Here is a 12,084-nt window from a genome sequence, read left to right on the forward strand (position 1 = left end):
CCCCTCTGCCCTGCCGGGCATCTCCCCCGCAAGGGGGGAGATCGGCAGCTTCGCCGACGGCGCCTACTCCGGAATGTTGAGGGTGGAAGTTCCAGCAGGCGTTTGAGCGGTGCCGACATCGGGAATTGGTCATATCCGATTGACCGGATATACCGGCTTGCCGCCGCGCAGGACCGATGCGACATCGGCAAATACCTTGTTGCGAACCTCCGCGTAAGACTGGGTCGAGTAGTGCGCCGCGTGTGGACTGACCAGGACGGTGTCCAGCGCCAGCAGCGGATTGTCGGGCGAAGGCGGCTCCCGCTCGAACGTGTCGATGCCGGCGCCTGCCAGATGGCCGCTCCGGATCGCGTCCGCCAATGCGACCTCGTCGACCAGGCCGCCGCGGGACACGTTGATGAGTATCGCCCCTTCCTTCATCCGCGACAGCGCTTCCGCCGACATGATGTTTCTGGTCTCCGGTGTCGCGGGGACGTGCAGCGAGACGATGTCGGCCCTGGCCAGCAGCTCGTCGAAGCCGACCGGTTCGGCACCGCCGGCCGCAATGCGCTCTGCCGGCATATGCGGGTCGTAGGCGATGATATGATAGCCGAAGACCCGCGCCCGCTCGGCAGTCAGCCGCCCGATCTGGCCGAAGCCGATCAAGCCGAGGATCTGCCTGTCGGGCCGCATGATGCCGGCGCCATCGGTCATTGCAGCCCAGCGGCCAGCGCGCACCGCGCTGTCGAACTGCTTCAGCCTGCGCGTCAGGGCCAGGATCAGGGCCATGGCGTGGGTGCTGACTTCCACCAGATTGGCGTCCGGCACGTAGGTTACCTGAACACCGGCACGGCTGGCGGCCTCGACGTCGATCGAGTCGAGCCCTACGCCGAACCGTCCGATGACCTTGAGCCGCTTCAGTTCCGCCAAAACGCGAGCCGTGATCGGCTCCCGCAATACCATCAATGCGTCGGCATCGCGGCAGTGTTCGATCAGGGCATCTTCCGTGAGCAGCGTCTTTTCGACAAACTCGGCGTTCAAGCCGTCGAGGTAGCGCAGCTGCTCCTCCTCGACTGACAGCACACCGTCGGTCTTAATGATCTTCATGCCAGACTCTTGCTATGAGGCGCTGCGCGCCGAGACGACACCGGCGGCAAGGCCGGCGCCGAGAAACATCGTGTCGCTGGCGAGCATGTAGAAGCTGATGCCGTGCCGCGACCATTTGCCGACATCATCCGCCGAAGGGCGAAAGATGCCGACGGCCTTGCGGGCCGCGCGCGCCGCGGCCGCAATCCTGACGATGGCGGCATTGAGCTTGTCCTGGCCGGCCGGCCCCATGGCGTCGATCGAGACCGACAGGTCGCCGGGGCCAATGAAGACCACGTCGACGCCGTCGACCTGGACGATGTCGTCGATGTTGGCGAGGCCCTCTGCCGTCTCAACCTGGATGGCGACGGTCAGGACCTCGTTGGCCGATTTGAGGTAGTCCGGAATCCTGTAGCCATAACCGGCGGCGCGGCCCGGGCCGACGCCGCGTGCGCCGACCGGCGGGTAACGGCAGGCCATGACCGCCATGCGGGCTTGCTCGGCCGTCGAGACGCGCGGCACCAGGACCCCCGACGCGCCGGCGTCGAGCGCGGCCGCGATCCACTCCGGCGTGTGGCCGGGAACGCGCACCATCGCGGGAACCTTGTGGACATCAGCGGCGCGGATCAGATCCTCGAGCCGTTCGCGGCCGATCTGCGAATGCTCCCAGTCGATGCACAGGAAATCGACCCCGCTGTCGGCCGCCACTTCGACCGCCACCGGATGCGGGATGGCGCAGAAGGTGCCGATGAGGCGATCGAGAGAGATACATTTCTTGCGAAAGTCGTACATGAAATCTCCAGAAATTTTCGGCGTCGGCAAAATCTGTTTGCGCTATGTGGCCCTTGACGAAGGATGCACGGCTTCCGTCGACATCGGGAAATGCCGGCTGCCGCCTGAAAACGGCGGGAAGGTCTTGTAGTCGGCGCGCATCTCCAGCCGCGCCGGCGATTGCAGCGCGTGCGTCAATGCCGCGGGACTGTCGAACATGACGCGATTGCGCTGCATATGGTCGATCCGCGGCCAGGGCAGCGAACCGCACCAATCCAGTCGCGACAGAACCTCGATGTGGCGAATGCCGGGGAAGCCCCGCATCAATTGCGGATGATGCGTCACATAGTGGTAAAGCCAGACCTTCATGTCTTCGGCCGGCCCGGGATAGTGGACAAGATAGCTGCAGGGGAGCCCGGACGTCTTGACGCCAGCGTCATCGACGGGAAACGGACGCACGCACATTGCCTGTTGCGTCGGCCTCGAACCGGCGATGCTCGACAGCATATCCGGCGCGGCAAGCGCCTGCAGATGGCCGGACGGCGCCAGCGCCGCCTCCAGGTCCGCCAATTCGTCGAAATAGAGCTGGAAGCCAAAGACCGGCGGTGGACCATCGTCGTTGAACATGTCCGTCGCCACTTCGGGCAGATAGATGTTTGCAAGCGCAAGGCCCGGCGTTGACGCGATCACACGCCGCACAGCGTCAACATCTTCACCGGCGATGGCCAAATTTGCCTCGCGGTCATCATGGAAGAAAGCAAGATAGGCGAAGCGCATGTGGACACCTGCTGGATCGAGTTCGACTAGATCAAATTCGGAAGAAAGAGAGCGATCTGCGGAAAGAGGACAATCAGCAGGATCAGCAAAAGCGTCAGCGCGATGTAAGGCGCCGCTGACATGGCCACCGTTTTGAGCGACGTGCCTTTCGGCGCAACGCCGATCATGATGAACAGCAGCAGACCAAAGGGCGGCGTGGTGAAGCCGACCTCGTAGGCGAGCAGCAGGATCAGCCCGAACCATACCGGCTCGTAGCCGAATTGCTGGGCGATCGGCAGGAAGATCGGCAGCGTGATCAGCATCATCGAGACCTGATCCATGAACATGCCGAGCAGCAGGATGACGAGCACCATCATGAGCAGCATGGGATACGGTCCAAGATCGTAGCCCACGATGAACTGGATAAAGCCGTTGGAGGCGCCGGAGAAGGCGAATATCTGCGAGAACGTCGTCGAAGCCGAGATGATCAGGAAGGTCATGCCCGTGACCTTCATCGCATCGTCCAGCGACTTCCAGACCACCGACCAGCTGAACCGCCGGTAGACAAACAACAAGGCGAAGACGGCGGCACAGCCAAGGCCTGCCGACTCGGTCGGGGTCGCTATTCCAAGGATGATCGTGCCGACCACCATGAACACGATGACGCTCATCGGAATGATGTTGACGGCGACCGCCCTCACCTTCTCGGCCGCAGGGACGGCGGGTACCGGATAGTGCGGAGCGGCGTCCGGATCGATCTTCGTCTGTGCGAAAATCAGGGCCGCGTACATGACAACGAGCAGCAGTCCAGGCAAAGCCCCTGCTATGAGCAGCGCGCCGACGTCGATCTGGGCAAGCGAGCCGAGCAAGACGGCCAGCGAGGACGGCGGGATGATGACGGCAAGGCTTCCGGCGCCAAGCACCGGGCCGTAGGCCATATGCGGCTTGTAACCCCGCTTCAGCATCTCGGGCACCATCAGCGAGCCCATCATGCCGGTATTGGCGAGGCTCGAACCTGACAGCGCGGAAAAGATCGTGCCGGCGGCGAGGACGACATAGGCGAGGCGTCCCCGCAGATTGCCGATGCACAGGTCGAGCGCGTAGATGACCTTCTCGCCGAGGCCGGAGCGGAAGAACAGGCTGCCCATGACAAGAAACATCGGCAGCGGCGCAAGCGCATAGGTCGAGACAGCGTCGGAGAAGTTGGCGACCATCTGCGTCACGCCGATCGAGCCGCCGAAGAACAGATACAGCCCGATCACATTGGTGACGAAGAACGCGAAGGCGACCGGCAGCCCAAGCCCCATCAACACCAGGATGGTGCCGACGAGCACGGCGAATGGAAACAGCCAGGCCACCGGTCAGAGCCCTTCCATTCCCAGAGGATCGAGCGTGTACAGCGTGTCACGGCCGAGCAAATATCTGAGCCATTCCAGCGCCGAGAGGTAGAAGGCGAGCATGATGGGCAGAAAGACCAGCCATTTCGGCATATCGAAACTGCGCGTTTCATATTCGCCGCCCGCAACGGCACTTGTCAGGGAAGACAGAGCGACGCTGCCAAGGTAGAGGCTGACGGCAATGCAGGCGAGATAGACCAGCTTTTCAAGCACCGCCCGTGCCCGCACGGGCAGCGCCTTGCGCAGGAACTCGACGAAGACATGGCCCTTGCTGTGGACCAGCCAGGGCATCGGCAGAAATGCCGCGTAGAGCAGACCGTATTCCGTCGCGGATACTGCCCAGGCAAGCGGCCTCAGGCCCAGATTGCGGACGCATACATCAGCGACCACCGCGACGATGATGAGGCCAAGCACCACTTTTGCCGCCGCCGCCAACGCAAGGCTCAGCTTCCCAATCGCTGCAAACAATCTGTCCATGTCCGACGACCCTCACGTCCACCTTTGCCCCCTTGGCCCAGCTTTGATGGAGGGCGCACAAGGCACCCTCGGCTCGGGCTATTGGAAGAATTTCTTCAACTGATCGATGTTGGTGGGATCGCGTTTGGCCATTCTCGCCCAGCTCGCCTGCGTGGCAGCCGCCAGGAATTTGTCGCGGCCGGCGCCGGTCAAGCTGACAACCTTCTGCCCGCCGTCGATCATCGCCTGTGCCTGCTTTTCGGACTCGGCAAGGTTGGCGTCATAGCTCGCGCGCTCGTATTCGACGGCCGTGTCGGCAAGCAGCTTCTGCGCCTCGGGCGACAGCGTGTCCCATTTCGCCTTGTTGATCGAGATCAGCACGTCGGTTTTGAAGAATTGCGGATCGACACGGTATTTGGTGAATTTGTCCCAGCCGAAGGACGCATAGCCAAATACGGTATAGGCGTTGGCATTGACGACGCCGCGCTCGAGCGAGGTATAGACGTCCCCCGGCGCTTGCACGATCACAGTCGCGCCCAGGGATTCGAGGAAATCGCGATAGAGCGGCGACGAACGTATCTTCAGGCCGCCCCAGTCAATGCTGCCTTCGCTATTGAGCTTGGGTTCATCGATGGTGAAGACGTTGAAGCCCGAGCCCGCGTCGACATGCGCCAGCAGATGGGCATTGGCCTTCTTCTCGAAAATCCCGCTGATGAAGTCCCAGCCGCCATTCTCGCGAATCTCCCACGGCGTCTTCGTCGATGCTGAGAAAACCTCGCCTTCGGGCACGAGTTCGAGGAACTGCCCTGCCGGTGTGTCGATCACATCGATCAGGCCGCTCCTGAGCGCCGCGCCCTGCTGGATCGGTGGAATGACCTCCGGCCCGCCACGCACGTTGATCTGGACCACGCCCTTGCCCTTTTCGTTCACCTTCTGAACGAACTTCAGGAAGCTCTGGGCGTAGCCGTTCTGCGTCGGCGTGAAATGCACGGCGTTGAGGACGACTTCTTCGGCCGTGGCGATACCCGCCACACCCGACATGAGTGCCGCCAGAACAAGGGATTTCCAAATGCGCATTGCCGTACTCCCTCTGATAGATTCACTTCGCCGGGGCCCATCATCGGGCCGATCTGAAATTGCACGCTGCGCCGCCACACGAACGGCGGTTAGTTGACATCATCTCCTACTGTCAGGAACCGCCCATGCGCGTAGAAGACCGGCGATCGGTCAGCGCGATCGAGCGCAACGCCTGAGACGATGCCGATGACGATCATGTGCGACGCCCGCTCAATGATTTCGGCGACCCGGCATTCGAACATCGCCCGCGCGCCGACAAGCAAGGGCGCGCCGGTTTCGCCGCGCACCCATGATCCGGACGAGAACCGCGCGGCGCCCTTGGCTTTGGTCATGCCGCCAAAGGCACGCACAACGTTCTCCTGGTCGCCGGCGGGAAGATTGACCGAAAAAGGCAAGCCTTCGCGAATGGCTGAGGCAAAGGTGCTGCCGCGGTTGACGCAGGCCAGCAGCGAAGGCGGCTCGGCGCTGAACGAGCAGAGGGCCGTCGCCGTGATGCCGCAAAAGCCGATCTCGTCATGCTCCGAGGCGAGGATGGCGACGGAGCCCGCCACGGCTCGCATAGCCTGCTTGAACGCGCGCGGATTGACGGCGTCGTGCCCATCCACCCACGGCGTCCGTATGGCGGCCGCCGGCATCAATTTACTCGAAGCCCGGCCTGGCGCATCAGCGGCAGCACGCGGTCGCAGAAGAAAGGCAGTTCGTAGGTGTAGTTGACGAATGTGAGGGCGGCGCCGGAGTAACCCTGGTCCATGATCTCGGTGAGGTCGTCGACGATCTTTTCCGGCGTGCCGATGAGCGGGAACGTCCCAGCACCGCCGGCGAACCTTTGCCGATACTCGGTGAAGGCCTTCGCGTCGTGCGAGTTCGCGAATTCCTTCTTCTTGCGCATATGCTCGTCGACCGCGCCCTCGTCCGCGCATTCCAGCGCGTAGTACCGGTAGTAGTCCTCGGCTTCCTGCTGGGTCTCCCGGCAAACGACGTGACAGACCGTATAGACACCGACTTCGCGTCCGACCTCGGCCGCTCGGTTGGTGATGTCGACCACATGCGCACGGCCGTCGGCGATTTCGGAAAAAGTCGAGAACAAATAATCGCAGTGGCGCGCCGCATAGTTGCGCCCCGGCGCGCCGAAGGCGGCGTTCATGGTCACCGGTCGCGGCGCCTGCAGGCTTGGCGGCCGGCTGACGACACCCTTCAGATCATAGAACTCGCCGCTGAAGTCGAACGGCTCCCTGGATTGATAGGCACGCACGATGATGTTGATCCATTCCTCGGCCTGATCGTAGGTCCGCTCGCCGACCGTCTGCCCGAACATGGCGAACTCGTCCGGGTTCCAGCCGCAGACGATGTTCAAGCCGGCACGCCCGTTGGAGATGTGGTCGACCGTCGCCAGCGCTTTTGCAGCCTGCAGCGGGTGAACCAGCGGCACATGCACCGTCATGAACAGGCCGATGTTTTCGGTGGCGACTGCAAGGCCCGCCGCCCAGGTGAAAGTCTCGAACGACCATTCCCGCACATGCGTCAAACCGCCGAAGCCGCGCCAACGGGCGATCGGCAGCAGAAACTCGAGGCCGGCGCGATCGGCGATACAGGCGGAGTTGAGGTTGTCTTCCCAGCGAGCGCGCCAGCGCTCGGGGACGGTGGTCATTGCCAGGCCGCCATCGGCGTTCATGGAAAAGACGCCGAGCTTGAACCTGTTCGGCCCTTTCAGCGGGTGCTGCTTCCTCATCATGATTTCCCCCGCCGCGACATGCTCTCACCTTCACCGCTGGAATGTTGAAGCGGTGGGCTCAGCTTCATGAAACGCTCCTCGGCGTTCTGAATGAAGTGGGTCATGCAGTCGTAAGCGGCGACGGCGTCGCGCTTGACGAATGCCTCGTAGATGGCGCGCATGCCGGCCACGACGACGGCCTGCGTTGGCTGGTGCGACAGCGTCCTTAAGCGGACGACGAGCACGTGGTCGGCGAAGCGGGCAATCGTTTGTGAAAGGCGCTCGTTCTCGACGGCACCGAGCCAACAATTCCTGAATGCCGAATTGGCCTGGAAAAAGCGGTCGGCATCGCCGGCGGCGGCCGCTGCCTCCGCCTCCCGAAGCGCGGCTGCCAGCGTCTTGAGGCCAGCGGCGTCAAGTGTGCGCGCAGCGTGTGCGGCGGCACGCGGCTCGAGCAAGCGGCGGACCTCAAAGATGTCGGCGACATCCGTCGCGGTAAGCGTGGGCAGCGTGAAGCCGCGTGTGGTGCCGACGAGGTAGCCCTCATGCACCAACTGCATCAAGGCGTCGCGGACAGGCATTCTGGAAATGCCGAGCTGGGCGGCAATGTCGACATCGACGAGCTTCTGGCCAGGCGCCAATTCGCCATGCTGTATCGTCAGCCGGATTTGTTGATAGACTTGGGCACGCAGATTGCCTTCGCCAACCCGTTTGAGCTCTATCGTTTCCGTCATCCGCGCCTTCCCATGCGAAGATTTCGTATATCGTTTGAGGCTGGTGTTCTCGCAGTGATCCGTTGAAATGCAGCCACATATCGATAGAATTCGACCTGCGGGCCATGTTCCAACGCGAAGTGGAGCACAGGCTGGATCGCCTGGCAAGATGTTTTAAGTTTATAATGTATACTGTTTTGGGCTCGCCGTCCGGAGGGTGCGGAGCGCGTCATCCGTGCTGCCACGCCGCGCGACGGCGGGGACAGCTAACGATCCGCTCGGTTCGGTAAAAAACGTACAGACGTTTTTCCGTGACACATCGAAGCTGTCGGATTTAAGTAAAATACTTGCGATCTGCGCGCGCCGGCACGCCCACCCGATCCCCTCGCCGGTACGCACTGCTGGATCGCCCGCCGTATCGAAAGGTGCGGCGGGCTTTTCGTTTGGCGGGGAGGCGCTTATGCGAGACTTGCCTAGGGATATCGACGCAGACGTCGTGATCGAAATCAGCAGGTTGCTCAACGACCGAGCGAAGTCCGTGCCGGTGCCGGTGCACAAGCTGGCGGCGATGATCCGGCTGGGCGTCGAGACCGGTCTGACCAATCACTCCATCGAAGAGCTGATCGTGGAAATGGCCGCGACGCGGGGGCTCCCGATGCTGTTCGATTTGCCGGTGGCAAATGTCGACAATGTCGTGCCGTTCGCCTCGGCGCGCCGTCCCCGCTGACATTTCGCTCGAGCTCTACCTACCTTTCGCGTCGCCACCCGATTTCACTTGCCCTGATGCGCGGGCCGAGTGTCGCCTTTCTTTTCAGGGTCGTGGGTATGATGGCTGTCGCGTTCGCCGCCGCCGCCGGAGACCTTGCTGTGGCTGCGCCGGTCGGATTCGGCCGGCGGCTTTTCTACGCTCAGCGGCTTCTTGGCGTTTTCGTGCGCGGCGCCAGGACCGCCTTGGCGGATGCTGGCAGGAGTTTTCTTCGACGTGGACATGACCTAGCGATCTTGAACGTTGCCTTGATGGGTGGTGTTGACCTTCGTGTTGCCTTGCTGGCCCTGCTTGTCGGGATCTGGAACGGCAGATTGCGGTGCCTGGTCGGCTGCTACCGATTTTTTGTCACCGGCGCCCTTTGGGCTCAGATTCTTCGGCGGCACAGGGGGAGGTTTTGTGCTCATGGCGTGTCTCCTTCCGCCACCCAAACAAGCGGCTCGGGAGAAAGGTTCCCGAGGGTCCGATACGAAGGGCGGTTGCCGCAAGGAGCCGGGTCCACAGGCCGTGGCTTGGCCGGCGGGAGGCCGGCATAATCCAGGACTATTTCTTGATGATGTTTCCGTTGTTCAGATCGAAGGCCTGGGCGCCGAAAGCCTGCCTGAAGAAATCCTCCTGCAGATCGCCCCATTCGCCGAGATAGGCGCCGCAACTGCTGCAATAGATCGGCGTCGAATCCTTCGGGTTGTCGGGAATCTCCATCAGGATCGTCCCGCACGCCTTGCAATCGAGCTTGTCATCCAAGCGGCGGCCCATTGGCACATGATCGCGCGTTTTCAGCCGCGCGCCAATCGTCGTTTTCGTACGAAGCCAGAATGGCACGTTTTCCAACCAGCGAAGGGATCGAAAGCTAGCGTTCCGCCGGATTTCCGAAGGCCGGATCTCGCCGCCTCGAATACGTCCCCACCCGCGGCAGCTCATCTGGAAAGTCGACCCAGGGCAGCCTCATGTCCCAATATGCGTGGGCCTGTGGCGGAAAGCGTTCGGGGTGATCGAGAAAGCCGATCGCCAGATAGAGTTCGTCGGGCAGGCCCTGGTCGATATAGCCGATCGATGTTCCGCAATCCGCGCAGAAGGACCGGAGCACGCCGGGGGTTTTCGAAAAGGTCTTCGGTGTGCCGGTGAGCACTGTGAATTCAGAGGGCCGATAACCGACCCACACCGTTAGTGGGCTTCCCATCGCCTTGCGACAGTCGTCATCGTGATCGGAGCAAACCCAGAACGGCTCGCCGCGCATTTGCGCCGTTATGGCGCCGCAAAAACAGGAACCCGTTTCAGTTCGTGGCATTGGCTAACTTCATTGCCGGACCGGCCTTCATTGCTGGCCTGGCATTTCGGTATTTTCCTTGGGGTTCTTCTTGATGCCTGCGGCAGGCGAGGTATCGGCCGGAGCATTGCCACCCTGGTTCTGCTCAGGGGCTCGTTTGAGCGGCGAAGTCTGCCAGCCCATGTCGCCGTACAAAAAGCCTATGAGAAAGCCGACGATGATGATGGCCGAAATCACCATCGCAATTAACGCGTTACGTCGCTCCATTTCGCACGGCTCCTTTCATCGAGCCGAACAAACGATGGCGGAAATGGTTCCGGTTAGACGGACGGCGTGACGGGACGGAGCCGGCCGGGAACATTCAGCCTCACGGCGGGTTCGTATGAGTGCTCTTCTATAGGGAGTGGCTTGCATGAAACCCGCGGTAACCGATCGCATCGAAACCAAGAAATACGACCACCCGACCGGCGGCTGGGGATCGCTCAAATCCCTGGTCCGCAAGGCGCGCGGCGAAGGCCTGCTATTGTCGGGGATATGGAGCACGCTGCTCAAGCAGAACAAGGCCGACGGCTATATGTGCGTATCTTGCTCATGGGCAAAGCCGGCCCAGCCGAGGCCTTTCGAATTTTGTGAAAACGGCGCCAAGGCGACGATGTGGGACCAGACCAAGCAGCGCTGCGAACCCGCATTCTTCGCCGAGCACTCGGTGGCGGAATTGCTCGATTGGCCGGACCACGATCTGGAGAAGCAGGGCAGGCTTACCGCACCCATGCGCTACAACGCCGCCACCGACCGTTACGAGCCGGTTTCCTGGGACGATGCGTTCCGCGACATAGCTGCCGAACTGCGTCGGCTCGATCCCAAATCGGTGGTGTTCTACACATCCGGCCGCGCCTCGCTCGAGGCCTCGTTCATGTACCAGCTTTTTGCGCGGATCTATGGGTCTTCGAACCTGCCCGATTCGTCCAACATGTGTCATGAATCGACGTCGGTCGGCTTGCCCGAATCGATCGGTTCGCCAGTCGGGACCGTGCAGCTCGAAGACTTTGCGAAATGCGACATGATGTTCTTCTTCGGGCATAACACCGGGGTGACGGCGCCGCGCCTGCTGCATCCGCTGCAGGAGGCACGTCAACGCAACGTGCCCGTCTTCACTTTCAATCCCTTGCCCGAGCGGGGACTGAAGCGCTTCAAGAATCCGCAAAACCCCCTCGACATGCTGTCGCCCGGACCGGGCACCAAAATGTCCAGCGACTTCTTCCAGGTTCGTTCGGGCGGCGACATCGCAGCGATGACGGGTATCGCCAAGGCGTTGCTGGCGCTCGACGATGCCGCCCGCGAAAGCGGCAGGACGCGTGCCCTCGATACGGCTTTTATCGCCGAGCACACGCATGGCTTCGCCGAGTTCGAAGCCTTCCTGCGCAACACCCAGTGGAGCGATATCGTCGCGCGATCCGGCATTGCGCAGGCCGATCTGGAGCATGTCGCCGAGGTCTACAGCCATGCCAACGCGGTGGTCGGCAATTACGGCATGGGCCTGACCCAGCATCGGCACGGCACCGAGAACGTCCAGATGCTGTGCAACCTTTTGATGATGCGCGGCAATATCGGAAAACCCGGCGCCGGCATCTCACCGCTGCGCGGCCATTCCAACGTCCAGGGGCAGCGCACGGTCGGCATATCGGAAAAACCCGAGCTCGTCCCGCTCGACAAGTTCGCCGAATTCTACGCCTTTGAACCGCCGCGCGAGAAAGGTCTCGATACGGTCGAGACCTGCGAAGGGGTCATCGACGGATCGGTCAACGGCTTCGTTGGGCTGGGCGGCAATTTCGTGCGGGCCGTTCCGGAGACCGGCCTGGTCGAGAAAGCCTGGCGTGGGCTCGACCTGCATGTCGAGATTGCGACCAAGCTCAACCGCAGCCACCTGATCGCCGGGCGGACAACCTATTTGCTGCCTTGCCTGTCACGGCTGGAAAGAGATCATCAGGCGAGCGGCGACCAAAGGGTGTCGACAGAGGATTCCACCGCCTGTATCCACGGCTCGTTCGGATCGCGACCTCCGGCTTCGCCGCATCTGCTTTCCGAGCCCAGGATCGTCGCCGAAC

The 12,084-nt window shown here is 62.1% G+C and carries 16 protein-coding genes; 2 read left to right on the forward strand and 14 right to left on the reverse strand.

Going from position 1 to position 12,084, the window contains the following annotated elements:
* Nucleotides 1-129: 129 nt before the first annotated feature.
* From E5W70_RS10005 to E5W70_RS10045, 9 genes are all read right to left on the reverse strand, one after another.
* A complete protein-coding gene (locus E5W70_RS10005; protein ID WP_292657109.1) occupies nt 130-1,086 on the reverse strand; it encodes a C-terminal binding protein in 957 nt (318 codons plus the stop codon).
* Nucleotides 1,087-1,098: 12 nt separating this feature from the next.
* Nucleotides 1,099-1,857 (reverse strand): aldolase/citrate lyase family protein, encoded by a 759-nt coding sequence (locus E5W70_RS10010; RefSeq protein WP_292657112.1) that lies wholly within the window; start codon nt 1,855-1,857, stop codon nt 1,099-1,101.
* A 42-nt stretch (nt 1,858-1,899) separates the two neighbouring features.
* Nucleotides 1,900-2,613 carry a hypothetical protein gene (locus E5W70_RS10015; RefSeq protein ID WP_292657115.1) on the reverse strand — a complete coding sequence of 238 codons (714 nt, stop codon included), beginning with the start codon at nt 2,611-2,613 and terminating at the stop codon, nt 1,900-1,902.
* A 26-nt stretch (nt 2,614-2,639) separates the two neighbouring features.
* Nucleotides 2,640-3,950, reverse strand: coding sequence for a TRAP transporter large permease subunit (locus tag E5W70_RS10020; protein ID WP_254818782.1), 1,311 nt, complete (start codon nt 3,948-3,950; stop codon nt 2,640-2,642).
* Nucleotides 3,951-3,953: 3 nt separating this feature from the next.
* Nucleotides 3,954-4,466 (reverse strand): TRAP transporter small permease, encoded by a 513-nt coding sequence (locus E5W70_RS10025; RefSeq protein ID WP_292657120.1) that lies wholly within the window; start codon nt 4,464-4,466, stop codon nt 3,954-3,956.
* 78 nt (nt 4,467-4,544) lie between these two features.
* A complete protein-coding gene (dctP, locus tag E5W70_RS10030; protein WP_292657123.1) occupies nt 4,545-5,522 on the reverse strand; it encodes a TRAP transporter substrate-binding protein DctP in 978 nt (325 codons plus the stop codon).
* Nucleotides 5,523-5,611: 89 nt separating this feature from the next.
* Nucleotides 5,612-6,127: a flavin reductase family protein gene (locus E5W70_RS10035; RefSeq protein WP_292657126.1), complete on the reverse strand. Its 516-nt coding sequence runs from the start codon at nt 6,125-6,127 to the stop codon at nt 5,612-5,614.
* A 29-nt stretch (nt 6,128-6,156) separates the two neighbouring features.
* Nucleotides 6,157-7,251, reverse strand: coding sequence for an LLM class flavin-dependent oxidoreductase (locus tag E5W70_RS10040; protein WP_292657129.1), 1,095 nt, complete (start codon nt 7,249-7,251; stop codon nt 6,157-6,159).
* Nucleotides 7,251-7,967, reverse strand: a complete 717-nt coding sequence (locus tag E5W70_RS10045) for a GntR family transcriptional regulator (protein WP_292657131.1) — start codon at nt 7,965-7,967, stop codon at nt 7,251-7,253. The genes E5W70_RS10040 and E5W70_RS10045 overlap by 1 nt, the downstream gene beginning before the upstream one ends.
* Before the next feature lie 214 nt (nt 7,968-8,181).
* Between E5W70_RS10045 and E5W70_RS10050 the strand changes: the two genes are divergently transcribed.
* Nucleotides 8,182-8,673 carry a hypothetical protein gene (locus E5W70_RS10050; RefSeq protein WP_292657134.1) on the forward strand — a complete coding sequence of 164 codons (492 nt, stop codon included), beginning with the start codon at nt 8,182-8,184 and terminating at the stop codon, nt 8,671-8,673.
* 44 nt (nt 8,674-8,717) lie between these two features.
* Here the strand turns inward: E5W70_RS10050 and E5W70_RS10055 are convergent, their stop codons facing one another.
* The 5 genes from E5W70_RS10055 to E5W70_RS10075 all read right to left on the reverse strand — a co-directional run bounded on the left by E5W70_RS10055 (nt 8,718) and on the right by E5W70_RS10075 (nt 10,246).
* The gene (locus tag E5W70_RS10055; protein ID WP_292657136.1) at nt 8,718-8,936 is read right to left on the reverse strand and encodes a hypothetical protein; all 219 of its coding nucleotides are present in this window, start codon (nt 8,934-8,936) and stop codon (nt 8,718-8,720) included.
* Nucleotides 8,937-8,939: 3 nt separating this feature from the next.
* Nucleotides 8,940-9,119 (reverse strand): hypothetical protein, encoded by a 180-nt coding sequence (locus E5W70_RS10060; RefSeq protein WP_292657139.1) that lies wholly within the window; start codon nt 9,117-9,119, stop codon nt 8,940-8,942.
* A 136-nt stretch (nt 9,120-9,255) separates the two neighbouring features.
* On the reverse strand, nt 9,256-9,414 hold the full coding sequence (locus E5W70_RS10065; protein ID WP_292657142.1) for a hypothetical protein: 159 nt from the start codon (nt 9,412-9,414) through the stop codon (nt 9,256-9,258).
* A 148-nt stretch (nt 9,415-9,562) separates the two neighbouring features.
* Nucleotides 9,563-9,949: a GFA family protein gene (locus E5W70_RS10070; RefSeq protein ID WP_292657145.1), complete on the reverse strand. Its 387-nt coding sequence runs from the start codon at nt 9,947-9,949 to the stop codon at nt 9,563-9,565.
* 78 nt (nt 9,950-10,027) lie between these two features.
* On the reverse strand, nt 10,028-10,246 hold the full coding sequence (locus tag E5W70_RS10075) for a hypothetical protein (protein WP_254818791.1): 219 nt from the start codon (nt 10,244-10,246) through the stop codon (nt 10,028-10,030).
* A 145-nt stretch (nt 10,247-10,391) separates the two neighbouring features.
* Here E5W70_RS10075 and E5W70_RS10080 point away from each other — a divergent pair.
* A partial coding sequence (locus E5W70_RS10080) for an FdhF/YdeP family oxidoreductase (RefSeq protein ID WP_292657150.1) occupies nt 10,392-12,084 on the forward strand: 1,693 nt, incomplete at its 3' end.

The sequence above is a fragment of the Mesorhizobium sp. genome, from assembly GCF_005063415.1.
Lineage (GTDB): Bacteria > Pseudomonadota > Alphaproteobacteria > Rhizobiales > Rhizobiaceae > Mesorhizobium.